24 protein-coding genes and 1 pseudogene are annotated in these 23,713 nt (G+C 65.9%); 15 read left to right on the top strand and 10 right to left on the bottom strand.

Going from position 1 to position 23,713, the window contains the following annotated elements; all coding sequences use genetic code 11:
* Positions 1-12: 12 nt before the first annotated feature.
* The 9 genes from ACQCSW_RS00595 to ACQCSW_RS00555 all read left to right on the top strand — a co-directional run bounded on the left by ACQCSW_RS00595 (position 13) and on the right by ACQCSW_RS00555 (position 7,935).
* The gene (locus tag ACQCSW_RS00595; protein WP_426988998.1) at positions 13-1,227 is read left to right on the top strand and encodes a thiolase family protein; all 1,215 of its coding nucleotides are present in this window, start codon (positions 13-15) and stop codon (positions 1,225-1,227) included.
* 3 nt (positions 1,228-1,230) lie between these two features.
* Positions 1,231-1,890 (top strand): 3-oxoacid CoA-transferase subunit A, encoded by a 660-nt coding sequence (locus ACQCSW_RS00590; RefSeq protein ID WP_426988996.1) that lies wholly within the window; start codon positions 1,231-1,233, stop codon positions 1,888-1,890.
* Between the two features lie 2 nt (positions 1,891-1,892).
* On the top strand, positions 1,893-2,585 hold the full coding sequence (locus ACQCSW_RS00585; RefSeq protein WP_426988994.1) for a 3-oxoacid CoA-transferase subunit B: 693 nt from the start codon (positions 1,893-1,895) through the stop codon (positions 2,583-2,585).
* 142 nt (positions 2,586-2,727) lie between these two features.
* Entirely contained in the window at positions 2,728-3,540 is an 813-nt protein-coding gene (locus tag ACQCSW_RS00580; protein ID WP_426988992.1) for an IclR family transcriptional regulator domain-containing protein, read from the top strand.
* Positions 3,541-3,679: 139 nt separating this feature from the next.
* Positions 3,680-4,948: a Re/Si-specific NAD(P)(+) transhydrogenase subunit alpha gene (locus tag ACQCSW_RS00575; protein ID WP_426988990.1), complete on the top strand. Its 1,269-nt coding sequence runs from the start codon at positions 3,680-3,682 to the stop codon at positions 4,946-4,948.
* Positions 4,948-5,283: an NAD(P) transhydrogenase subunit alpha gene (locus ACQCSW_RS00570; protein WP_426988988.1), complete on the top strand. Its 336-nt coding sequence runs from the start codon at positions 4,948-4,950 to the stop codon at positions 5,281-5,283. The genes ACQCSW_RS00575 and ACQCSW_RS00570 overlap by 1 nt, the downstream gene beginning before the upstream one ends.
* Positions 5,280-6,653, top strand: a complete 1,374-nt coding sequence (locus tag ACQCSW_RS00565; RefSeq protein WP_426988986.1) for an NAD(P)(+) transhydrogenase (Re/Si-specific) subunit beta — start codon at positions 5,280-5,282, stop codon at positions 6,651-6,653. Before ACQCSW_RS00570 ends, ACQCSW_RS00565 begins: the two co-directional genes overlap by 4 nt.
* Positions 6,654-6,718: 65 nt before the next feature.
* Positions 6,719-6,973: a hypothetical protein gene (locus ACQCSW_RS00560; RefSeq protein WP_426988984.1), complete on the top strand. Its 255-nt coding sequence runs from the start codon at positions 6,719-6,721 to the stop codon at positions 6,971-6,973.
* A gap of 44 nt (positions 6,974-7,017) precedes the next feature.
* Positions 7,018-7,935: a diacylglycerol/lipid kinase family protein gene (locus tag ACQCSW_RS00555; protein WP_426988982.1), complete on the top strand. Its 918-nt coding sequence runs from the start codon at positions 7,018-7,020 to the stop codon at positions 7,933-7,935.
* Between the two features lie 77 nt (positions 7,936-8,012).
* On the opposite strand, the gene ACQCSW_RS00550 is transcribed toward ACQCSW_RS00555, so the two are convergent.
* Positions 8,013-8,852, bottom strand: a complete 840-nt coding sequence (locus ACQCSW_RS00550) for an ACT domain-containing protein (RefSeq protein ID WP_426988980.1) — start codon at positions 8,850-8,852, stop codon at positions 8,013-8,015.
* Positions 8,853-8,955: 103 nt separating this feature from the next.
* Between ACQCSW_RS00550 and ACQCSW_RS00545 the strand changes: the two are divergent.
* Positions 8,956-9,138 (top strand): annotated as a pseudogene (locus tag ACQCSW_RS00545) (FUSC family protein); the annotation flags it as partial.
* Positions 9,139-9,194: 56 nt separating this feature from the next.
* On the opposite strand, the gene ACQCSW_RS00540 reads toward ACQCSW_RS00545, so the two are convergent.
* The 8 genes from ACQCSW_RS00540 to purB form a co-directional block, all read right to left on the bottom strand.
* On the bottom strand, positions 9,195-9,821 hold the full coding sequence (locus ACQCSW_RS00540; RefSeq protein WP_354251184.1) for a thymidine kinase: 627 nt from the start codon (positions 9,819-9,821) through the stop codon (positions 9,195-9,197).
* Positions 9,822-9,936: 115 nt separating this feature from the next.
* Positions 9,937-11,742: an ABC transporter permease gene (locus tag ACQCSW_RS00535; protein WP_426988978.1), complete on the bottom strand. Its 1,806-nt coding sequence runs from the start codon at positions 11,740-11,742 to the stop codon at positions 9,937-9,939.
* Positions 11,739-12,806 carry an ABC transporter ATP-binding protein gene (locus ACQCSW_RS00530; protein ID WP_426988976.1) on the bottom strand — a complete coding sequence of 356 codons (1,068 nt, stop codon included), beginning with the start codon at positions 12,804-12,806 and terminating at the stop codon, positions 11,739-11,741. The genes ACQCSW_RS00535 and ACQCSW_RS00530 overlap by 4 nt, the downstream gene beginning before the upstream one ends.
* 40 nt (positions 12,807-12,846) lie before the next feature.
* Entirely contained in the window at positions 12,847-13,923 is a 1,077-nt protein-coding gene (locus ACQCSW_RS00525) for an extracellular solute-binding protein (protein WP_426988974.1), read from the bottom strand.
* 217 nt (positions 13,924-14,140) lie between these two features.
* Positions 14,141-14,575, bottom strand: a complete 435-nt coding sequence (locus tag ACQCSW_RS00520; protein WP_082575848.1) for an acyl-CoA thioesterase — start codon at positions 14,573-14,575, stop codon at positions 14,141-14,143.
* 76 nt (positions 14,576-14,651) lie between these two features.
* Positions 14,652-15,155, bottom strand: a complete 504-nt coding sequence (locus ACQCSW_RS00515) for a GNAT family N-acetyltransferase (protein WP_426988972.1) — start codon at positions 15,153-15,155, stop codon at positions 14,652-14,654.
* Positions 15,156-15,252: 97 nt separating this feature from the next.
* Positions 15,253-15,924, bottom strand: a complete 672-nt coding sequence (locus ACQCSW_RS00510; protein WP_426988970.1) for a histidine phosphatase family protein — start codon at positions 15,922-15,924, stop codon at positions 15,253-15,255.
* 272 nt (positions 15,925-16,196) lie between these two features.
* A complete protein-coding gene (gene purB, locus ACQCSW_RS00505; RefSeq protein WP_426988968.1) occupies positions 16,197-17,639 on the bottom strand; it encodes an adenylosuccinate lyase in 1,443 nt (480 codons plus the stop codon).
* A 188-nt stretch (positions 17,640-17,827) separates the two neighbouring features.
* Between purB and ACQCSW_RS00500 the strand changes: the two genes are divergently transcribed.
* A complete protein-coding gene (locus ACQCSW_RS00500; RefSeq protein ID WP_426988966.1) occupies positions 17,828-18,130 on the top strand; it encodes a hypothetical protein in 303 nt (100 codons plus the stop codon).
* Positions 18,130-19,620 carry a hypothetical protein gene (locus tag ACQCSW_RS00495; RefSeq protein WP_426988964.1) on the top strand — a complete coding sequence of 497 codons (1,491 nt, stop codon included), beginning with the start codon at positions 18,130-18,132 and terminating at the stop codon, positions 19,618-19,620. The genes ACQCSW_RS00500 and ACQCSW_RS00495 overlap by 1 nt, the downstream gene beginning before the upstream one ends.
* Before the next feature lie 23 nt (positions 19,621-19,643).
* Here the strand turns inward: ACQCSW_RS00495 and ACQCSW_RS00490 are convergent, their stop codons facing one another.
* Positions 19,644-20,072: a phage holin family protein gene (locus ACQCSW_RS00490; RefSeq protein WP_426988962.1), complete on the bottom strand. Its 429-nt coding sequence runs from the start codon at positions 20,070-20,072 to the stop codon at positions 19,644-19,646.
* Positions 20,073-20,144: 72 nt separating this feature from the next.
* Between ACQCSW_RS00490 and ACQCSW_RS00485 the strand changes: the two genes are divergently transcribed.
* The 3 genes from ACQCSW_RS00485 to ACQCSW_RS00475 all read left to right on the top strand — a co-directional run bounded on the left by ACQCSW_RS00485 (position 20,145) and on the right by ACQCSW_RS00475 (position 23,662).
* Positions 20,145-21,263: a histidinol-phosphate transaminase gene (locus ACQCSW_RS00485; RefSeq protein WP_426988960.1), complete on the top strand. Its 1,119-nt coding sequence runs from the start codon at positions 20,145-20,147 to the stop codon at positions 21,261-21,263.
* A gap of 150 nt (positions 21,264-21,413) precedes the next feature.
* Positions 21,414-22,682 carry a thiamine pyrophosphate-dependent dehydrogenase E1 component subunit alpha gene (locus tag ACQCSW_RS00480; RefSeq protein WP_426988958.1) on the top strand — a complete coding sequence of 423 codons (1,269 nt, stop codon included), beginning with the start codon at positions 21,414-21,416 and terminating at the stop codon, positions 22,680-22,682.
* Positions 22,682-23,662, top strand: coding sequence for an alpha-ketoacid dehydrogenase subunit beta (locus tag ACQCSW_RS00475; protein ID WP_111908307.1), 981 nt, complete (start codon positions 22,682-22,684; stop codon positions 23,660-23,662). The genes ACQCSW_RS00480 and ACQCSW_RS00475 overlap by 1 nt, the downstream gene beginning before the upstream one ends.
* Positions 23,663-23,713 lie beyond the last annotated feature (51 nt).

The raw sequence follows: 23,713 nt of genomic DNA, 5'->3' as shown, positions 1-23,713 counted from the left end.
CAGAGGAGCATTTTGAACCAGGCATTTGTTTACGACGCCGTACGCACCCCCTTTGGGAAGTTCGGCTCCGGCCTCGCAGCCGTCCGCCCGGATGACCTGGCCGCGCACGTGATCAAGGAATTAGTGAAGCGCGCGCCTGGTCTGGACCCGGAGCGCATTGATGAGGTCGTCTTTGGTAACGCCAACGGCGCGGGCGAGGAAAACCGGAACATCGCCCGGATGGGCACGCTGCTCGCCGGCTTGCCGGTCTCGATCCCGGGCACTTCGGTGAACCGGCTGTGCGGTTCTTCGCTGGACGCGGCGATCATCGCCTCGCGCCAGATCAACGCCGGCGACGCTGAGCTGATGCTGGTGGGCGGCGCCGAGTCCATGTCCCGGGCCCCCTGGGTGCTGCCGAAGACGGAGAAGCCGTACCCGGCCGGGGACATGACCCTGGCCTCCACCACGCTGGGCTGGCGCCTGGTGAACAAGGCCATGCCCAAGGAGTGGACCATTTCCCTGGGCGAGGCCACCGAACGGCTCCGCGAGAAGTACGGCGTGACCCGGGAGGCGCAGGACGAGTTCGCCGCGAACTCCCATAATCTGTCCGCCGCCGCGTGGGATGAAGGCTTCTACGACAACCTCGTCGCCCCGGTTCCCGGCACGGATCTGGTCCGTGACGAAGGCATCCGCGCCGGCTCCTCGGCCGAGAAGCTCACCGGGCTCAAGACCGTTTTCCGGACCGAGAACGGCACCGTCACCGCCGGGAACGCCTCCCCGCTGTCCGACGGCGCCTCCGCGGCCTGGATCGGATCCGAAGCCGCCGCCGGGCTGCTGGGGCTCGAACCGCTGGCCCGCATTGCAGGCCGCGGCGCGCACGGCAACGATCCGCAGTTCTTCGGCTACGCCCCCGTGGAGGCCGCGAACAAGGCCCTCGCGAAGGCGGGCATCGGCTGGGACCAGGTGGGCGCCGTCGAACTTAACGAAGCGTTCGCTGCGCAGTCCCTGGCCTGCATCAACGCCTGGGGCATCGACCACTCGATCGTGAACAGGCACGGCGGCGCCCTCGCCATGGGCCACCCGCTGGGCGCGTCCGGCACCCGGATCCTGGGCACGCTTGCCCGGAGCCTGCAGGCCTCCGGTGAGCGCTGGGGCGTCGCCGCGATCTGCATCGGCGTGGGCCAGGGCCTCGCCGTCGTCCTCGAAAACGTAACGGCCGGTACCGGCACCAGCACAGGAAAGGCATAGGGAATGCTGACATTTGTTGACTCAGTAAACGAGGCCGTCTCCGGTATCAAGGACGGCTCCACCGTGATGATCGGCGGGTTCGGCAACGCCGGCCAGCCGTTCGAACTGATCGACGCGCTGATGGACTGCGGCGCCCAGGACCTGACCGTGGTGAACAACAACGCCGGCCAGGGCGATCAGGGCCTGGCGCTGCTGATCAAGGAGGGCCGGGTGAAGAAGATGATCTGCTCCTTCCCTCGGCAGTCTGATTCATGGCACTTCGACGCCAAGTTCCACGCCGGCGAGATCGCGCTGGAGCTGGTGCCGCAGGGCAACCTGGCCGAGCGGATCCGCGCCGCCGGTGCGGGTATCGGCGGGTTCTTCACGCCCACCGGCTACGGCACCATGCTGGCCGAGGGCAAGGAAACGCGCATCATCGACGGCCGTGGACAGGTCTTCGAGACCCCCATCCACGCCGACGTCGCGCTCATCAAGGCGCTGAAGGCCGACGGCGTGGGGAACCTTGTGTACCGCAAGACCGCCCGGAACTTCGGTCCCATCATGGCCGCCGCCGCCAAGCACACGGTGGTCCAGGTGTCCGAGATTGTCCCCACCGGCGGCCTCGATCCCGAAAACATCGTCACTCCCGGTATCTACGTCAACAGCATCGTGAAGGTGGCCTGACCATGAGCGCACAGACCAACAGCCAGGCCAGCATTCAGACCAGCGACAAGCCTCTGGGCCGAGATCAGCTCGCTGAACTCGTGGCGCGGGACATCGCGCCGGGCTCGTTCGTGAACCTCGGCATCGGCCAGCCCACCCTGGTCTCCAACTACCTCAAGCCGGGGCAGAACATCACGCTCCACACGGAGAACGGCATGCTGGGCATGGGCCCCGCGGCTGAGGGCGACGAGATCGACGGCGACCTCATCAACGCCGGCAAGATTCCGGTCACGGAACTGCCGGGCGCGTCCTACTTCCACCACGCGGACTCGTTCGCGATCATGCGCGGCGGCCACCTGGACATCTGCGTGCTCGGCGCTTTCCAGGTCTCGGCCACCGGCGACCTCGCCAACTGGCACACCGGCGCCCCGGACGCCATCCCCGCCGTGGGCGGCGCGATGGACCTGGCCACCGGCGCCAAGGACGTGTTTGTGATGATGACGCTCCTGACCCGAGAGGGCGCCTCGAAGATCGTGGAAGCGTGCACGTACCCGCTCACCGGCGTGGGCTGCGTGACGCGCGTGTACACGGACAAGGCCGTCTTCCTGATCGGGCCCGACGGCGTCACCGTCCGCGAGACGTTCGGCTGCACCCTCGAGGAGCTCCAGGAACTGGTGCCCGTCCCGCTCAAAGTAGCCGCCGCCGTCGCGCCCTAACCCCACCTTCACCAGCGCGAACGGACACTTAAGCCCCTAGCCCCGGCGTTCCAAGGGCTGCAAGTGTCCGCTCGCGCCAGTCGGGAGGGCCGCAAGTGTCCGCTCGCGCCAAATAGGCTCGCGCCAAATAGGATTGGTAACCATGACCAACGCACCTGCAGACTCACGGGCCGCCCCGCAGGCTAGCGACCAGTATGTGCAGTCGTTGGCGCGCGGGCTGGCCGTGATCCGGGCCTTTGATACGGACCACGCGGTCATGACCCTCACCGAGGTGGCGGCCAGGACGGACCTGACCAGAGCCACGGCCCGGCGCTTCCTGCACACCCTCGTTGAGCTGGACTACGTCCGGACCGACGGCAAGACGTTTGCGCTCACGGCCAAGGTCCTGCAGCTCGGCTACGCCTACCTCAGCGGGCTGTCCCTGCCCCAGCTGGCCCAGCCCCACCTGGAGGAGCTGTCCCTCAAGCTGGGCGAATCCACGTCCGCAGCGGTCCTGGACGGCACGGACATCGCCTACATCGCCCGGGTGACCACGCGCCGCATCATGAACGTGGGCATCACCGTGGGCACCCGCTTCCCTGCCTACGCCACGTCCATGGGCAGGGTGCTCCTCGCGGCCCTGCCGCCCGCAGGACTTAAGGACTACCTGGCGGCGGCGGAGATCAAACCGTTGACGCCGCGCGGGCTGGGCACCGTTCCCGAGCTGCTGGCGGTGCTGGACACCGTCCGCGCCCAGGGCTGGTGCCTGCTGGACCAGGAGCTTGAGATCGGGCTGATGTCCGTTGCCGCTCCCGTATTCGACGGGCCAACAGAGGTGGTGGCCGCGGTGAACGTGTCACTGCAGGCGCAGTCGGTGGCCGCCCAGCCGGACCCGGAAGCGTACCTGGCCGCCGTGGCCCGCGAAATCGTGGCGACCGCGCAGTTCGTCTCGGCGGACCTGACCGCCCGGCGCTAGAGTGCCCGGCGCCGATGCACCACAGTGGCCGCGAACAGGCAGCAAATGCCCCCAAAACGCGAATCTGAGGGAATTAGCTGCCAGTTCGCGCAAGGCGCCATAGACTCGAGCCAACTACGTCGGTAAGGGAGTTGGCGGTTTGAAACTGGGCATACCGCGGGAACGTCATGAGGGTGAGCGGCGTGTGGCCGCCACGCCGGAAACGGTCAAGCAGCTGGCGGGGCTGGGCCTGGAGGTCCTGATCGAGGCAGGAGCCGGGGTCGCCGCCGGCCACTCGGACCACGATTACGCCGTCGCCGGCGCCCGCATCGTTCAGGATCTGGACCCCGGCGAACTGAACGTCCTGGTCCACGTCCGCCCGCTGGAACCCCCGACGGCGGCAGCCCTGAAGAGGGGCGCCGTCACCGTTGGCCTTGCCTCGCCGTCGTCCGAACTCGCCACCCTGCAGGCGCTCGTGGAGGCCGGCGTTACCGCCTTCGCCCTGGAACTGGTGCCCCGCATCTCCAGGGCCCAGTCCATGGATGCGCTCAGCTCCCAGGCCCTGGTCGCCGGTTACCGCTGCGTGCTGGAAGCCGCCATCCGGCTGCCGCGCTTCTTCCCGCTGTACATGACCGCCGCCGGCACCGTCCCGCCTGCCCGGGTGCTGGTGCTCGGCGCCGGGGTTGCCGGGCTGCAGGCCATCGGCACCGCGAAACGGCTCGGCGCCCGCGTCTCCGCCAACGACATCCGGCCCGCCTCCGCCGACGAGGTCGCATCGATGGGCGGCACCTTCATCAAACTGGATCTGGAAACTGCTGAGGCTTCGGGCGGCTACGCCCGTGAACTCAGTGCCGACCGCGGCGCCCTCCAGCGTGAGCTCCTCGCCCCGCACGTCGCCGTGGCCGATGTCCTGATTACGACGGCGGCCGTCCCCGGAAGGCGAGCACCGCTTCTCGTCAGCCGCCAGATGGTGCAGGGCATGCGCCCCGGTTCCGTCGTCGTCGACCTCGCCGCAGAGTCCGGCGGCAACGTGGAGGGCGCCGTTCCCGGCGAGGACATCCTGGTGCCCACCGCCGACGGACAGGGCCACGTCACCCTGGTGGGGCTGAAGGATGCACCGTCAGCGATGGCGCAGGACGCGTCCCGGCTGTATGCCAAGAACGTGGCCAATCTGCTCGCCCTGATGGTCCGGGACGGCACCGTTGCCCCCGATTTCGACGACGAGGTAATCGCGGGTGCCTGCCTCACGCACGACGGCGCGGTGCGGCACCCGCCCACGGCCGAGGCCCTGGCGGCACTTGTCCCCGCCCTGCCAGACCACGCACCCCGGGTCCAGAACGATCGCGTCCAGAACGACGGGATCCGCAACGACACGGTCCAGAACGACGGGATCCGCAACGACAGGGTCCAGAACGACGGGGGAATCTGATGGACGGCATGAGCCTGCTGACAGTCACCGTGCTGGCGGTGTTTGTGGGATTCGAAGTGGTTTCCAAGGTCTCCAGCACCCTGCACACCCCGTTGATGTCCGGAGCCAACGCCATCCACGGCATCATTCTGGTGGGCGCCATCATCGTGGCTGGCCAGGCCGCGGACCCCTGGGTCCTGGCCGTGGCGCTGCTCGCCGTGGTGCTGGCCACCGCCAACCTGGTGGGCGGCTTTGTGGTGACGGACCGGATGCTGCACATGTTCCGTGCCCGCAAGGACGTCGTCCGCCAGGGCGGCCCGCTCAAGGAAGCCACCGGCAAGGAGGGCACAAAGTGACCCTCCTCGATCCGGTGTGGACCTCGCTCCTCTACCTCGCCGCCGCGGTGTTCTTTATCCTTGCGCTTCGCGGCCTCAGCTCGCCCCGGACCGCCCGCCGCGGCAACCTCATCGGTGCGTTCGGTGCGCTGCTCGCCGTCGTCACGGTCTTCCTTTCCGCCCGGCTGGACAACATCCCCTGGATCATCGGCGCCATCGCAGTGGGGACAGCGGTGGCCGCGCCGGTGGCCCGGCGCGTGCAGATGACCCAGATGCCGCAGCTCGTGGCCCTGTTCAACGGGGTGGGCGGCGGCGCCGCAGCCCTGGTGGCACTGCTGGAACTCAGCCACACCGCCGACCCTTGGGTCCGGATTGCCATCGTGTTCACCCTCCTGGTGGGGGCCGTGTCCTTCGCAGGCTCCGGGGTCACCTTCGCCAAGCTCCAGGAACTCATGACCACCCGACCCGTCGTTTTTCCCGGCCTTCCCGTGGTGATGGCCGCGGTGCTGCTCGCCGCCGTGGGCACCGCCGTCGCCGTCGTCCTGACCGGTTCCCTGGCGCTCGCGGTGCTGCTGATGGTGCTGGGCCTGGCCGCGGGCGCACTGCTGGTGCTGCCGGTGGGCGGTGCTGACGTGCCCATCGTCATCTCGCTGCTGAACGCTTTCACCGGCCTGGCCGTCGCTGCGTCCGGCGTGGTGCTGGGCAACGTGCTGCTGGTGGTGGCCGGCACGCTGGTGGGCGCCTCCGGTACCATCCTCACCCGGGCCATGGCGGCCGCGATGGGCCGCAGCGTGGCCGGCATCCTGTTCGGCGCCTTCAAGGGAGGTTCGACGGCGGGATCCACCGCCGTCAGCGAACGTCCCGTCAGGTCCTCGAGCGCGGAGGATGTGGCCGTGCTCCTGGGCTATGCGCAGCGGGTGATCATCGTCCCCGGCTATGGCCTGGCGGTGGCCCAAGGCCAGCACACAGCGGCCGAACTGGCACTGGCCCTCGAAGCCCGCGGCATCGAGGTGGACTTCGCCATCCATCCCGTGGCCGGCCGCATGCCCGGGCACATGAACGTGCTCCTGGCCGAGGCCAACGTGCCGTACGAATCGCTCAAGGAGATGGGCGAGATCAACTCCGAGTTCCGCATGGCCGACGTCGCGTTGGTGGTGGGCGCCAACGACGTAGTGAACCCGGCCGCGAAGACGTCCTCCGGCTCGCCGATCTACGGCATGCCCATCCTGGAAGTGGCCGACGCCCGCCAGGTGATCTTCCTGAAACGCTCCATGCGGCCAGGATTTGCGGGGATCGAGAACGAACTCCTGTACGAGCCGCAGACCTCCCTGCTCTTCGGCGACGCCAAGGATTCCCTGGCCAAGGTGCTGGGCGCCGTGAAAGCGCTGTAACGTGCTGGCCGTAGGATCAACCCTGACACTTCACGCCCTGAAAAGTTTCACGAGGAGACATGCCCATGAGCCGCCCGCAGACCCCGTCCGACGCATCCACAGCAGCCCGGCCGGCACGCCCCGTCTGGCTGTTGCCGGTCATCATGACCATTGCCACCGGCATGATCGGCATGGTCCTCGTGGCAGGGCAGGGCCTGTACTGGATGATCGCCGTCATCGCCGTGGTTGATGCCATCGGCGTCTTCACCATCATCCGAACGGCCCGGATCAATGCCCGGAACCAGGAAGCCCGGTCGCAGGAAATCCAGAACCGCCGCTAACGCTTTCCCGACAGCCACATTCCAGGTCACATCAAGAGGACACCATGACAGCCAACAGCTCCACTTCCCTCAAGCGCCCGGCCATCATCATCAATCCTGCCAAGCCGGTGGACATCGACGTACGTGCCCTGGCGGCCAAGCACTGCTCGGAGAATGGCTGGGGCGAGCCCATCTGGCTGGAGACCACCAAGGATGACCCGGGCGTCGGCCAGGCGAAGGAGGCACTCAAGCAAGGGGCCGACGTCGTTATTGCTGCCGGCGGCGACGGCACCGTGCGGTGCGTGGCCGAGGTCCTCTCCGGCGGGGACGTGCCTATGGGGTTGCTTCCGTTCGGCACGGGCAACCTCCTGGCCCGGAACCTGGGCATGGACGTCACCGACTTTGATGGTGCCATGGCCCGGGCGCTGGCGGGCACCGAGCGGAAGATTGACGTGGTCCGGGCTGCCCGCAATAGCCCGGACAAGGAGCAGGTCTTCCTAGTCATGGCCGGCGTGGGCTACGACGCCACCATCATGGCCGACACCAACGAGGACCTCAAGGACAAGGTGGGCTGGCTGGCCTACGTGGACGCCGGCATCCGGAACCTGCCGGGCAAGCCCGTGAAGGCAACCATCGTCCTCGACGGCAAAACAGTAGTGCACCGCGGGGTCCGAAGCGTGATGGTGGGGAACTGCGGCAAGGTCCAGGGCGGGCTGGAGATCTTCCCGGACGCCAAGATGGATGACGGCCTGCTGGACGTGGCGGTGCTGGCCCCGAGGGGGAAACTCGGTTGGTTTTCCGTGATCGCCGGCATGATCGGCAAGGGCCGGGGCAAGGACACGTCCGTGGAGTACTACCAGGGTAAATCCGTGGAGATCACGCTGGAGCACAACGACGATTACCAGCTCGACGGCGACCACGAAGGCGACGGCAAGCACGTGCTGATGACCATTGAGCCCGGCGCGCTGACCATCCGGATGTAACCCAACTCGGACTAGACATATCAGCGCTGTCGTTTTGGGGCCCCAACAACAGATAGCGCTGCCTAGTTGTCAGGGATCTACGCGTGGGGTGCTGGCGCCGGCCGGTGGGCCAGGATTTCAGCGAGCTCTGCGAGCCGGTGCGCGCGTGCGGACTCGGCGGGTGTGAACGGTTCGCCGGGACGGGCGAAGGTGATGGGTCCGTGCCAGGCGGTGGGGATCTTCAGGCGCGTGCCGGCGTCGTCCCTTTCCAGGATGGCCTCTGCGGGGGTGAGGATGCGGGCGCGAAGCAGTTCGGCGACTGCCAGCGGCAGCTCGTCCGGGGCGTCGGCGATCCTGGCTGCCAGGCTCAGCGCCTTCGTCTGGCCGTCCGCCATGGCCAGCGCGGTGGTAGGCCAAACGCGCGAACTTGAGCCGCCGCCGTCGTGCAGTGCCTCCAGCAGGTGCCGTTCACTGAGGTTCCCCGGCGCCGAGAGCACAAACTCGTCCAGCACGCCGCCGGCAACGGGGTGGACGTGGATGCTGAGGATATTGGTATCCAGTCGGGCCAGCGCCCGGGTGATTCTCTGCAGCGACCCCGGGTGGTCCTGGAGCACCGTGCGCGCCCGCCACAACGCCGGTGCGGTGCCCAGCTTCCTGCGGTGCCGGAGTGCCGGCGCGTGCAGCCAGCCGCGGAGCATCCGGGCGGCGGAGGGCTCCGCCACCCAGATCACCAGCACGGTGGCCGTGAGCGTGAGGACCAGCACCTTGGCAAGATAGGGCAGGTGCGTTTCCACCACCAGGGCGTGGACCAGCAGTTCGATCGGGAGCATGACGGCCACGTTGGCCAAGGTCAGACGGGTCTTGGTGGGTTCCGGCATCAGGCCGCAGACTTCACAGCTCAAATCAGCCGCGGCAGGGTTCCTCGCAGTGGGCTTCATGCCTCAAGGATCACAGGGAGGTGTTTCGGCGGCGTTGCCCTGCCGTTCCGATCGTGGGAACAGGCTGCGGCGTAGGATCGATGTGGCCGTCAGCGCGGCCGCCCGCCAGTACTTGCTGGCGCAGGTCTTCGTGACGCCGCTGGCCCTGATCTCCACGCTGCTGGTGGCGCCGGCCTCACCCACCAGCCTGCTCCGGGACCGGATCGTCGAGACGGTGATCGGTGCGGCCGTCGGCATTGCCGTGGTGCTGGCACCTGCGCTCTGGCGGCGGGTGCGCCGGATGTGAGCCGAGCCGGATGTAAGCTGCGCCCGGATGTAATCTGGCGCCGGATGGGGACAAATTCAGGAGCCCAGGCGGCCGCCGGACTCCTCAAGGTAGCAGGAGCCGCACAGGGATTCGTACCAGACGTCCTGTCCGTCGATGGCCACCTGGTCGCCGTCGAACACCACCTCGTTGCCGACGCGCCGGGTGTTGAAGATGGCCTTGCGTCCGCACCGGCAAATGGTCTTGAGTTCTTCCAGCGTGTGGGCGACCTCCATGAGCCGGCGTGATCCCGGGAAGGCGCGGGTCAGGAAGTCTGTCCTGATGCCGTAGGCGAGTACCGGCACGTTGTCCAGGACGGCGATGCGGAAAAGGTCATCCACCTGGTCCGGGGTCAGGAACTGGGCCTCGTCCACCAGAAAGCAGGCCACTGGCTTCTGGTCCATGTGCTCCAGCAGGGCATCCGGGTCATCGCCGGCGGCATGGGCGGCGAAGAGCTCGCGCACCGGTGTGGTGGCGGAGATCAGGAAGTCCACCGACCGGGTCATGCCCAGCCGGGACACGATGTCGGTATCGCCTTTGGTGTCCACATCGGGCTTGGCGAGCAGGACGCGCTGGCCCCGCTCCTCATAGTTGAAGGCGGCCTGCAGGAGTCCGGTGGACTTTCCTGAGTTCATGGCGCCGTAGCGGAAGTAGAGCTTGGCCACGAGGGTCCTTTCAATGGTCCGGCTATCGATCCTATGCCGTACGCCCCAGGCACGCGGCTGCCGCCCGCCCCGTGGACGTTGCTCCGCCGCCGTCGGACTCTGTTCCGCCGGCCGGTCAGCGCACGGGAGCCGCAGGCTTCTTGTCGCCCGAAACGTCGCCCAACGAGGAACCCGGAACCGGCGCGGCCGGGATCCCGCGGGGGCGCTTCTGCGTTGCGCGGCCTCTGCTGGTCCGGCCGTAGACCAAGTACATCGTCAATCCGGTAATGACCATCAGCAGCACGGTGTATACGAACGTGTTGGCCACGCCGGCTACGCCTTCAGCGCCATCGGTGTTCGCCTTGATGACCAGGCCAAGGGGCTGGACCAGCGGGTGGGCCAGGAAGATGGCGGTGTCGTAGTCGTCCAGCATGCTGTTGAAATTCAGGGCTGTAATGGCGGCAGCGGCCGGAAGCACCAATGGCAGGAGGATGCGGCGGAACACGTAGAGGGTCTTTGCACCCATGATGGCCGCAGCTTCCTCCAGTGACGAGTTCACCGAGGCGAAAGATGCCTTGAGCATGCGGAGGGTGAATGGGATCTTGACGGTCACGAACGCGATCAGCAGGATCACTGTGGTGCCGGTGAGCACCGCACCGCCCACCAGCGGATTGGGGTGGTCGTAGCTGATGATCAGGCCCAGGGCGAGGAGCGCCGACGGCAGGATCCAAGGGATGTGGAGCAGGTACTCGAAAACCGTGGTGACCCAGTTCTTGTATTTTTGCAGCAGCCGGGCCACAAACAGCAGCCCGACCACCGCGATGATGGCGGCGAGTGCACTGTAAACGACGCTGATGATGAACGGCCGGAGCCCCGACTGCTGTGTCAGGACCCGCGCGTAATTGTCCAGGGTGAGGCTGCCGAAGGAGATCTGCCCGGTTTGGATGGCGGCGCCGTCGGCAAACGAGTACACCACAATCAGCACCACCGGCAGCGTGTACACCGCGAACAGCAGATAGGCGATGGTGTGGACGACGGCGTTGGCCGACGGGTTGCTGATCTGCTGTTTCTGCAGGGCCGACGAAACCTTGGAGACCGAGAAGTACGTGCCGCCCTTTTCCAGCCGTGACATTACCGCGAGCATCAGCATGGTGGCCACGCCAAGGATGACGGCAAGGAGGGCTGCCAGGTCCCGGGACGTGGGGCTGTTGGTGAAGGTCAGGATCATGGGAGTGATGGTCTGGAAATCCCTGCCACCCAGCACCTGGGGGGCACTGAGGGCACCCAGGCCGGTGAGGAAGGACAGGATGGTGACGGCGAACAGCGTGGGCTTGAGCATGGGAAGGACAACGCGGCGCAGAATGGTCCAGTCGGACGCGCCGAGGTTTTTGGCGGCCTCGATGGTCTGGTAATCCACACCTTTAAGCGCGTTGGCCACGAACAGCATGTGGTTGGTGGTGGTGGCGAAGGTCATCACTACCAGGACTGCAAAGAAGCCGGAGAACCACGCCGGATCCATAGTGGGAAACACTCTCACCAGCAGGGATGTGACGATGCCCTTGTCCCCGTAAATGAACTTGTAGCCTGCGGCCAGCACGATCCCGCCGTAGATGAACGTGGAGGCGTAGCCCAGGAACAGGATTCGTGACCCGCGGATCCTGAAGTACTGCGTGACCAGCACAATGAAAATCCCCACCACGTTGACCGTGACGGACAGGGCCACGGCCAGCAGGAAGCTGTTGCCCAGGGACTTCATGGCCCGCTGCGAGGAAAACAGTTTTTCGGCGGCACGGCCGGAGAAGCTGCCGTCCGGAAAGAACGTGGCAATCAGGACGTTGAGGTTGGGCCACACCAGGAACGCCGCGATGAACCAAGTGAGGATCACGCCCACGATCAGGACGAACGGGGAGCGGACCATACTCTTGGCGGACGGAGCGCTCATGGCAGGGACACTGCCTGGTCCTGTCTGTCGAGCGCCCTGCCGCTGTCCGGGTGGTACTGCAGGATGTGTCTGGGCTGGACGTAAAGGGTGGTCGGGGCGCCGGCCGCCGGGTGCACACCGCCGTCCTCCTTGACCAGCAGCCGGATCTCCGCGCCGTGGCTGCGCACAACATAGCGGCTGTGGAGGCCGTGGTAGGTGCGTGACACCACTTTCCCGGAAAGGCCGACGGCGGTTCCGCCGTTCGCGGGCGGGTTAAGGGACGCCTTTTCCACACGGAGGTAAGAGTTCGCTGCGAGGCTGAGTCCGGCGCCGGAGATCCGGTTCACCTCGGCCATGAACTCGCGAGTGAGGGCGGAACTGTCACCGATGAAGTTGCAGACAAATTCCGTGGCTGCCTGGTCGTAGATGCTCTGGGGTGTGCCCACCTGCTCCACCACGCCCTTGTTGAAGACAGCCACCCGGTCGCTCATGGCCAGGGCCTCATCCTGGTCGTGCGTTACGTAGACCGTGGTGATCCCGAACTCGCTTTGCAGGTCCTTGAGCTGCTGGCGCAACTGGTGCCTGAGCTTCGCGTCCAGGTTGGACAGCGGTTCGTCCAGGAGCAGGATCTTGGGCTTGAGCACCAGGGCGCGGGCAACTGCCACGCGTTGCTGCTGGCCGCCCGAAAGCTCCGCCACGTTCTTATGCAGCTGTTCATCGCTGAGCTCCACGCGGTGCGCGATGTCGCGCACCAGGCGGTCGCTTTCGGCTGATTTCTCCTTTCGGACCCGGAGGCCGAACGCGATGTTTTCCCAAATGCTCATGCTGGGGAACAGCGCATAGTTCTGGAACACCATGCCCACCTGGCGTTTGTCGCTGGGCAGCTTCGTGACGTTCTTCCCGTCCACGTTCACGGTTCCCTTGGAGGGTTCAATGAACCCTGCCAGCGTACGCAGCGCCGTCGTTTTGCCGCAGCCGGATGGACCCAGCAGGGTGAAGAATTCTCCCGGCCTGACATGGAGGTCAAGGTTGGGGATGGCAGTAAAATCGCCGAACGTGACTTCGATGTTGACCAAGCGGATCATGGCAAAACCTGTCTGAGTGGGACTGGGAGGGTAGGGACGATTACTGCATGTACTCCAGCTCGATTTTCTCCACCCACGAGCCCATGTTTTCCTGGACGAATTCCCAGTCAATGTCCTGCTGCTTGAGGCCGGCGAAGAAGTCCACCACGTCAGGGTTGGCCTGCGCTGCTGCGCTCTTGTTCACTGGCATCGAGTTGAACTGCTTGGCCCAGGCGCCCTGGACGTCCGCGCTGCCGAACCAGTCGATGAACTTCTGCGCCTCTTCCTTCTTGTCTGTCCCCTTGACCAGGGCCACCTGCTCCACGGCGAGGGGAACGCCGACCGACGGCTTGACGGTCTCCACGTTGACCTTGAAGGTCTTCTCACGTTCGGCGATGATCGAGGACGGCATCTGGCCCATGTCCGCTTCGCCGCTGGCTATGCGGGCAAAAAGATCAGTCTTGGGCACCGCGGGGCTGCCGTGCTGGAAGTATTGCTCCGCCTGCTTCCAGCCCTCATCGGAAATGCCGAGGTCACCGGAGTCGTCCTTGTAGCGGGTGAGGATACCGGCGAACACCAGCTGCGCCGTGGCTGTACCTATGCCCGTGACCCGCTCGTAGCGGTCCTTGAATTCGTCCTTGGTCCAGAGATCCGTCCAGTCCTTGGGAGCGGCATCGGCGGTGACCTTGTCTGAGTTGTAGCCCAGGAGGATGGCCTGCTTTACCAGCGGCCAATAGGCCTCCCCGTCACCGAGGGCTTGGTCAACTTCGCCTGCCCACGCCGGTTTGTAGGCCTCAAGGGCGTCCGCGGCCTTGATCTGTGCGAAGTACATGTTGTTCAGTCCAAACGCCACATCAGCAATCGGGTTGTTCTTTTCGGCGATCAGCTTGTTGGTGGCGTCTGCTCCGCCGGCGCCTACAACTTCGACCTTAAAGCCGGCTTTCGCGGCCTCCGCGGTCAACCACTCACCCCGGCCTTCACCATTGGAATTCGTATAGACCACCAGCGTTTCGCCGGAAGGAGCACCGGAAGAGGGGGAGGGATCGCCGGACGCGGCGGGGGTTGCCGCACCGGCGCCGCAGCCGGCCAGCAGGGTAACGGCGACGGCGGCTGCCATCAAAGTCTGCAATTTACGCACGATCAGGACTCATTTCTGGACTTGTCTCGAAGCATTGTCCGGCAAGCCTATAGCTGGGCACGACATCTGGGGGCCTTTAAAGCTATCGATTCGATAAACAACCCAGCTGTCGAGTCTGGCCCCATTGCCGGAACATTCAGGGCACAGCGCGTAAACGCGCGGTGAATGTTGTGGAGGCAGGCGGGGGCCGGACGGCGCAAGGCGCGTCCCGCCGTCGTCAGTCCTGAATGAGGGTTTCGGTCAGGTGATGAGTGGGAATCCTGTCCCGCTCATACGTGATTTCGGTGTAGCCGTGGGGCTCGGGCTTGCCGGCCGGGCTGAGGTTCACAAAGACGATCTCTTCGATGGTGAGGATGCTCTGGCGCGTGATCATGTTGCGGACTTCGGCGCGCATGGTCAATGACGTCCGGCCGAAGCGAGTTGCGGTCAGGCCCATTTCCACCAGGTCTCCCTGCACCGCGGAGCTCACGAAGTTGATCTCCGAGATGTACTTCGTGACCGCGCGGCCGTTGCCGAGCTGGAGGATGGCGTAGATCGCGGCTTCCTCATCGATCCATTTCAGCAGGCTTCCGCCGAAGAGGGTCCCGTTGGCGTTCAGGTCCTCCGGCCGGATCCATTTGCGGGTGCGGAAGGTGATGTCAGTGGATTCCATATGGCGAGGTTAGCGTGCCGCGGCGCAGGTTACGTGGTGGCAGTTGTTGTGTAACGGACCGCCGCCCGGATTTGGCTCAGGCCATGGCAGTGTGGGCGGCGCTGTGCGAGTCAATCGACTTGGCGTAGCAGTATGAATGCTCCACTCCCACGTAAGCGCCAAAGTTGGGGACGGATTCGAAGCCGGAGTTCTGGTAGAAGTTCCGGCCGTCCGGCTGCGCCGAGCCTGCTTCGGCCTTGATGCGTGTGATGCCCTGCTTGTGTGCCTCGGCTTCGAGGGCAGCCAGGATGGAGCTGGCCACGCCCGATCCGCGCGTATACGGGAGCACGTAGAGCCGCTTGATTTCGGCCTGGGCGCTGTCCAGGAGCCGGAGCCCGCCGCAGCCCACGGGCTGTCCCGAGCCTTTGTCGTACGCCACCAGGAACACGGCACAGTCAGCGCCCGACGGCGGGGTCCCCGGTTCGTGGTCAGGCGTACCGAAGCGGGCGTCCAGTTCTGCCTGCTGGGCCCTGCGCAGATCGGCGCCCACGGGGTTGGACCAGGTGACGGACCGGATGTTGAGCCGCGGATTGGTCTGCATGACTGCCTCGTTTCGCCGAAGGGTGATGCAGATCAAGCATACGAGCTCACCATTAACGCCGTGTTTCCTGTGCGTAAGGGGATGGAGAACTTGCCTGCTACCCCTGGGTGCCGGTGGGGTCCTCGGCTGTCGGATCCGCAAGAGCGAGGCCGCCCACCGGGCTCCCGTCCCAGTGGATCAGCTTCCAGCCGGCGCCGGGGTCCCCTTCCAAGGCCACGATGCCGGTGTTGGACAGGACATGCCGGGCCGCGAACTCATGGTCGGCGCCGGCGGCGCGGAGCCCTGTCCAGGTGCGGATGGCGGCGCCATGACTCACCACGGCCGCGACGGCGGAGCCCCCATTGCTGGCCGCGCGCTCGGCAATCCGGTTGATGGCGGCGTCGAACCGCTCGAAAAACTCGTGGCCGTCCGGGCCGGCAGGCATCCTGCGGTCCAAGTCACCGGCGGCCCACGCGAACACTGTCCCCATGTATCGCATGTGCGACTCGTGGTCGGTCAGTTTCTCCAGTGCCCCTGCTTCGATTTCGTGCAGTCCATCCAGGACTTCAGCCTCAATCCCGTGGAGCCGGGACAGCGGGGCGGCCGTGATCTGGGTCCGCAGAAGCGTTGATGCGTATAGGGCGCCTATCTGCTCGTTGGCCAGGGACCGTGCCATGGCCTCTGCCTGGCGTTCGCCCAGCTCGGTCAGCCCGGGCCCGGGGTGCGCGGTGTCCAGCTGGCCGAGTACGTTGCCGGGGGTCTGTCCGTGGCGGATGAGGAGCAGCTTCATGACTCCAGTTTCGCATCCGGCGGCGAGATCCGTCGTCTGCCTGCCTGCCTGCCGGTCCGACGTCGTGCGTTCCTGCCCAGTTGCCGGTGCCCGCGGGTGGCAAGACACGGTGTGTCGCCCGTGCTACGCCTGTGGCCGGGCCGGCAACTGGGCGGGAACGAACCGGGCGCGGCCACCGCAACCCAAAAGGAAGGCGCCGGGCCCTCAAAGGACCCGGCGCCGCCGTCGTACGTTTATGGCCGGTAGTTCTATACGCTCAACCACCGGGCTGCTTACTTGAGGTGGTCCACCAGCTGGTCCGCGATGCCGGTGTACTTGCCGGGCGTGAGGGCGAGCAGCCGCGCCTCGGCCTCGGGGGAGAGTCCCAGGCTCTGAACGAACTCCTGCATGCGGGTGGCATCCACACGCTGGCCGCGGGTGAGGTCCTTGAGCCGCTCGTACGGGTTTTCCATGCCTTCAACGCCGGCGATCGCCTCGGCGCGCATGACCATCTGGATGGCCTCACCCAGGACTTCCCAGTTGGTGTCCAGGTCGCCGGCGAGCACGTCTTCGGCAACGTCGAGGCGGTCCAGGCCCTTGGCCACATTGGAGATCGCCAGGAGGGAGTGGCCGAATGCCACACCGATGTTGCGCTGGCTGGAGGAGTCGGTAAGGTCGCGCTGCCAACGGGAGGTCACCAGCGTGGAGCCCAGCACGTCCAGGAGGCCGGAGGAGATTTCCAGGTTGGCCTCGGCGTTCTCGAACCGGATGGGGTTGACCTTGTGCGGCATCGTGGAGGACCCGGTGGCGCCGGCCACGGGGATCTGGGCGAAGTAGCCGATGGAGATGTAGCTCCACATGTCCGTGCAGACGTTGTGCAGGATCCGGTTGAACCGGGCGACGTCGGCGTAGAGCTCGGCCTGCCAGTCGTGGCTTTCGATCTGGGTGGTCAACGGGTTCCAGGCCAGGCCCAGGCCCTCGACGAAGGACTTGGCCACCTGCTGCCAGTCAGCGCCGGGGACAGAGGCCACGTGGGCTGCGTACGTGCCGGTGGCGCCGTTGATCTTGCCCAGGTATTCGGTCTTCGCGATCCGGTCCAGCTGGCGGGTCAGGCGGTGCGCGATGACGGCCAGTTCCTTGCCTAGGGTGGTGGGCGTAGCGGGCTGGCCGTGCGTGCGGGACAGCATGGGGACCGCGCGGTTGTCCTCGGCCATCTTGCTGATCTGGGCAACGAGGGCGCGTGCGGCGGGCAGCCACACGTCCTCCACAGCACCCTTGACGCCCAGGGCGTAGGAGAGGTTGTTGATGTCCTCGGACGTGCAGCCGAAGTGGACCAGGGCGGTCAGGTTCTCGATGCCGACGGCGGGCAGGCGGCGGCCGATGTAGTACTCCACTGCCTTCACGTCATGGACGGTGACGGCTTCGATTTCGGCCAGCTCGGACACCGAGGCGGAGTCGAATTCGGTGACGATCGCGCGGAGCTTTTCCTGCTGTTCCGCAGTGAGTTGGCCTGCGCCGGGGAGGACGTTGTTGCTGGTCAGGTGGATGAGCCATTCGACTTCCACGGCCACACGGTCACGGTTCAGGGCTGCCTCGGACAGGTAATCAACGAGGGGCGCGACGGCGGACTGGTAGCGGCCGTCCAGCGGACCCAGGGCGATCTGGTCCGGTGACGCGGCGAGGGCCAGACGTCCGGAGGGCGTGCGGGTATCAGCTGTGGCGGCAGTTTCAGGCATGTGCTGATTGTTTCATGAACTCTTCACTGCCGCTTAAGCGGTCCGTCTGATGTGAACAGCGGCGTGACTTGTCCACATAGCCGACGGCGGTGCTTCCGCCGTGTGGGCGGCTTTCCGTAGCGTCGGGGTTCAGACATTGTCATTGACGGATCAGATATTCGTACGGGTACCCGGGAGGGGGAACGGGCATGGGCAGTGACGTGACGGCAGCGGACATGGCGGCATGCATGTCCCGCGGTTATGAGGTTCAGCAGTTGGCGGCCCGGGTTGACCTTTGCTTGGGGAGGGTGGAAAAGGTCCTCGGCGGCTTTCGCGAGATCCACCTCCTGGACTGGCAGTCGCCCGCGGGGCGGGCATACCGGAATTCGGTAGCCCTCCAGGAGGTGGCGCTTGGAACTGCGCGCGTGCGGCTCGAGGATGCATTGGCTTCGGTGAGACGCCATGCGCAGGCGGTGGGAACTTCGGCCGGCAACCAAGCGGGGCGGTACTGATGGGCGAGGTGACGCCGTCGGGCAGCGGCGGACCAATACAGCTGACAGGGCCTGCCATGGACGGGGGCCTGGAAATCAGGGGCGGCGTTGGCGGAATCAGTTTTCAGTTGGAGGAACTCATGGGCGGCGCCGAAAAGCTCGACGCCGCTGCGGAGGAGTTGGCTGCCGTGGAAGTGGAGGTTCGCCGCATCTGGGAAGACCTGTGCCCGTACCAGGACGAAGCGCGTCCCACCGGCACGGCGGCCCTGATTGGCGTCGGAGAGGCGCAGTGGAGCGTCCAGGCGGTCAGGACGGAGCTGCAGCGCATCAGCCAGCAGGTACGGGACTGCAAAAGGGACTACGAGACGGCGGAAGCATGGGCGGGATTCTCGCGCGGTATGGGCGGCGGCCTGACCAGCACCGAAACTCTCGGTCGGCAAGCGGTAGATCTCGGGTTGGGCTTTGTTCCAAACAGGGAAGTCGCGGAACTTGCCACTGGCCCCTTGGCCATGGCTGCCTTGCTGGCAGTCTCGCCGGAACGCTTTTTCGTGGCACTCGGGGTAGACATGGCGGCCGGCAGGCACGTCGCGTCCGCCGTTCCTTTGCTCAATGGCGCGGCAGGAAGTTCCGTCCGTACCCTGCAGCCGCGTCCGGTGACGGTGGACCGGAAGGAGACGCTGTCTGTTGAATTCGATGGTTCTCTGGCCGCGCTGCTTGAACGGGCGCGGGTCATCGGTGAGCGAGGTGAGGGCTACGTGGAAGTCATCGAGGTGGATAACGGGGGACAGAAGGCCTACGTGGTGGTCATTCCCGGAACGCAGGCCGGCGGTGAACTGGGCGGGGCCAACCCCTTCGATGAAGCGGGCATCGTTGAAGGTTTGGGTCACCGCTCCGCGGAAGTCAACGCGGCCGTGCTGGAAGCTTTGCGGGCCACTGGCGCCGAGAAAGGATCGCCAGTAGTGGCCGTCGGCTACAGCCAAGGGGGAATCCATGCCATGAACCTCGCCGCCGACGAACTGTTCCTCAGCGAGTACGACATGAAATATGTGCTCACGGCAGGGTCCCCCGTAGGTGGCATTGTTCCGGACGCCGACGTCACTGCTCTCCATCTGGAGCACAGGCAGGATTGGGTGCCCGGAACTGACGGCACACCGAACACGGACGCTGGAAACCGGGTTACGGTGACCCTCAACAACCCTGTAACCACGCCTGAAGGTGACGATTTCGGTATTGGTCCGGGCCATCGGCTCAGCAACTACACGGGAGGCGCGCGGCTCGTCGCGGAGAGCGACGATCCCTCCCTCATGGCGTCAACCGCGGTTCTTGCCGGCGTGCTGGGAGCCGGCGGCACGGCAACGGCCACACGCTTCGCACTGACGCGAACGAAGCCCCCCGAGCCGGCGAGCGTGCGCGGGCCGGAGCCGACGCCCATGCCGCAATCCCCGCCGCAACCGCCAGAAGCGGACCGGCCGGTATCGTCAGGAAGCCGGTATGCCGAGCGACGCCGTTGAGCAGCGCCGCTGACCGATTCGGTCTAGCGCCGGCGGCCGCCTGGCACCCTGCCCGCCACCAGCGAAATGAGCGTGATAATAATGGCGGCGAGGACCGCCGTCCAAAAGAACGAGTCGATGGTGAAATGCACCGGCGTGTAACTGCTGAGCCAGGACGTCAGATACAGCATGGCGGCGTTGATGACGATGGTGAACAGGCCCAGCGTGAGGATGGTGATGGGCAAGGACAGGAAGCTGACCAGGGGGCGGACAAACGCGTTCACCACGCCGAAGATTAACCCGATGAACAGGTACGCGAGAATGAGGCCAATGGTCTCCGTGCCCTGCATTACGCCCGTGTTGGCCACCGCCTCGGTAGTGGCCGAAGTAGAGATATCCAAGCCCGGCAGTATCCAGCTGGCAATCCAGAGGGCCAGCCCGTTGATGAGGACCCGAACAATAAATGAGCGCATACGCCCATGCTGTCACACTGACCCTGAGCCCCGCCCCGGCCCGTGCCGTTCGGGCGAAGTAGGCTAGTTTGCATGACTTCATCACAGATCCTGCCCGGCGAAATCCGGCCGCGCCCCGTGGTGGGCCGGCTTCCCCGCTACGCCGCAGGCAAGCCTCCCGTCGCCGTGGATGGGCTGGCCAGCTACAAGCTTTCCTCCAACGAGAACCCCCTGCCCCCGCTGCCGGCAGTGCTGGAGGCCATTTCCAACCAGACGGACTTCAACCGCTACCCCGACCCGCTCAGCAGCAAGCTTCGTGCGGCGCTCGCCGAGTTCCTGGCGGTGCCGGCCGAGGACGTGGTCACCGGCGCCGGAAGCCTCGGCGCCCTCAACCAGCTGCTGTCCACGTTCGCCGGCCAGAACGACGACGGCAAAGCGGACGAAGTGATCTATGCGTGGCGCTCCTTCGAGGCCTACCCCATCAGCGTGGGCCTGGTGGGCGCGGAAAGCGTCCGCATCCCGCTGACGGCAGAGGGACGTCACGACCTGGATGCCATGGCTGCAGCCGTCACGGTCCGCACCAGGGTCATCCTGCTCTGCACCCCGAACAACCCCACCGGTCCCATCCTGACCACTGCCGAAACGGAGCGGTTCATCCAGGCGGTCCCGTCCGACGTCGTGGTGGTTATTGATGAGGCCTACCAGGAATTCGTCCGGGCCAACGATGGCGTGGACGGCATCGGGATGTACCGCAAATACGCGAACGTTGTGGTGCTCCGGACGTTCTCCAAGGCGCACGGGCTGGCGGGCCTCCGCGTGGGCTACAGCGTCTCGAACCCCGGATTGACCCAGCACTTGCGCGTGGCCGCCACGCCCTTCGCCGTGTCACAGATCGCCGAACAGGCTGCCATTGTCTCGCTGCAGAATTACCCGCTGGTTGTAGAAAGGGTACAAAGTATTGTGGACGAACGAACCCGGGTAACCTCCGGGCTGCGTGAACTCGGCTGGTTTGTACCCGAGGCGCAGGGCAACTTCGTCTGGTTGAACCTGGGCGAAAACAGCTCAGAATTTGCCGAGCTGGCGGGCGCACAGGCGCTGTCGGTACGCGCTTTCGGCGGTGAAGGCGTGCGGGTCAGCATCGGCGAGCCGGAGGCCAACAGCCGCTTCCTCGAGCTCTGTGCGAACTATACAAAGGCGCCACGACGTTCCTAGCGCTTAACATGTATCAGGAGCGGCACCTACTGAAGATAAAGTAAGGATCAGTAAGCCAATATATATGCCAGCAGGGGAATGCATTCCTCAAGTGGCATATATCCCAGCGACATTGCAAATGCATCCGCATGCGGCAAGCAAGGAGACGGTATGGGCGCCACACATCTGCCCTCCACCGAGTTCGATGAGACAGCGGCAGACGACCAGCTCGAGGCCGCGGCCGAGGCCCAACTGGGCAACCCGGCCGAGCCTATGGTGCAGCTGCTGGCGCCTGACGGGACCCTGGGGACAGACCCGGTTTTCTCGGCGTACGCCGAGCGGCTGGACGGTGAAAAGCTGTGTGGCTTCTACGCTGACATGGCCAAGATCCGCCGCTTTGATGTGGAGGCAACCGCACTCCAGCGCCAAGGCCAGCTGGCGCTGTGGGTCCCGCTGACCGGCCAGGAGGCCGCGCAGATCGGCTCCGGGCGGGCCAGCCAGCCGCAGGACTACATCTTCCCCACCTACCGCGAGCATGGCGTGGCGCTGACCCGCAATGTGGACCTCGCGGAGCTCCTGCGCCAGTTCCGCGGCGTCTCGAACGGTGGCTGGAACCCGAAGGACACCAACTTCCATCTCTACACCCTGGTCCTCGCCGCGCAGACACCGCACGCCGTCGGGTACGCCATGGGGATCCAGCGGGACCAGAAGCTCGCGGCCGCTGCAGTCGCCGCGGATGGGGCGCAGGACCGGCCGGCCGAGCCCAAGGCTGCCGTGATGGTCTACTTCGGTGACGGTGCCAGCTCCGAGGGCGACGTCCACGAATCCATGGTGTTCGCCTCCTCCTACAACGCGCCGGTGGTGTTCTTCTGCCAGAACAACCACTGGGCCATCTCCGTTCCCAGCTCGGTGCAGACCCGCATTCCGCTGTCCAACCGTGCCAAGGGTTACGGTTTCCCGGGAGTCCGGGTGGACGGCAACGATGCGATCGCCGTCCACGCCGTGACCGAGTGGGCGCTCGAACATGCCCGCGAGGGCAACGGTCCGGTGCTGATCGAGGCGTTCACGTACCGCGTCGGTGCGCACACCACAGCTGATGACCCCACGAAGTACCGGGAATCCGCAGAGGAAACCCTGTGGCGCGCCAAAGACCCGCTTGACCGCCTGGAAAAGTACCTGCGGGCCGAGGGACTTGCCGATGACGCGTTCTTTGAACAGGTCAAGGCCGACGGCGACGAACTCGCCGCCTATGTCCGCAAGACCACCTACGACCTCGAGGCCCCGGACATCCGGACCGCCTTCGCCAACACCTACGTCGAGGCCCACCCCCTGGTGGCCGAGGAACTGGCCTGGTTTGAGGAATACAGCGCAGGGTTCGCCGAAACGCCGGAGCGCGACAGCGCGGACCCCGATGAAGCATCGACAGGAGTGGCCCGCTGATGACCACCATGACCATAGCCAAGGCCATTAACGAGGGCCTGCGCGCCACCCTGGACAACAACCCGCGGACCCTGCTCATGGGCGAGGACATCGGGGCCTTGGGCGGCGTCTACCGCGTCACCGACGGCCTCCTCGCGGAGTTCGGCGCGGACCGTGTGGTGGACACGCCGCTCGCGGAGTCCGGCATCATCGGCACGGCCATCGGCCTTGCCCTGCGCGGCTACCTGCCCGTCTGCGAGATCCAGTTTGACGGGTTTGTGTTCCCCGGCTTCAACCAGATCACCACCCAGCTGGCCAAGATGCACGCCCGCAGCAACGGCAACCTCACCGTTCCCGTCGTTGTGCGGATCCCTTACGGCGGCGGTATCGGCTCCATTGAGCACCATTCGGAATCACCGGAGGCGCTGTTCGCCCACACGGCCGGCCTGCGGATCATCACACCGTCCAACGCCCACGACGCCTACTGGATGATCCGGCAGGCAGTGGAGTGCCAGGACCCAGTGATCGTCTTTGAACCCAAGCGCCGCTACTGGCTCAAGGGCGAGGTCGACACCGATTCGCCCGGCGCTTCGGCCGATCCCTTCAAAGCGCATGTGCTCCGCGAGGGCACGGACGCCACAGTGGTGGCCTACGGACCGCTCGTGCCGGTGGCCCTTGCCGCTGCCGACGCCGCTGCCGAGGACGGCCACAGCATCGAGGTCATCGACCTGCGCTCCATTTCGCCGATCGACTTCGACACCGTCACGGCGTCCGCCAAGAAGACAGGCCGGCTCGTTGTGGCGCATGAGGCACCGACCTTCGGCGGCATCGGCGGCGAGATCGCAGCCCGCGTCAGTGAGCGGGCGTTCCTTGCGCTGGAAGCACCCGTGATCCGTGTGGGCGGCTTCCACATGCCGTACCCGGTGGCGAAAGTCGAGGAAGACTACCTCCCCGACATCGACCGCATCCTCGAGGCGCTGGACCGCGCCCTGGCCTACTAGGCGCAGGCACCTTTCCCGCTCACGCTTCCCGCTCACGCTTGCCGCGAAAGA

Origin of the sequence: Pseudarthrobacter sp. Y6, assembly GCF_050156205.1 — a bacterium.
GTDB lineage: Bacteria > Actinomycetota > Actinomycetes > Actinomycetales > Micrococcaceae > Arthrobacter.
Note: the sequence above shows the minus strand (reverse complement) of the source record. Positions and strands in the feature narration are given on the sequence as shown.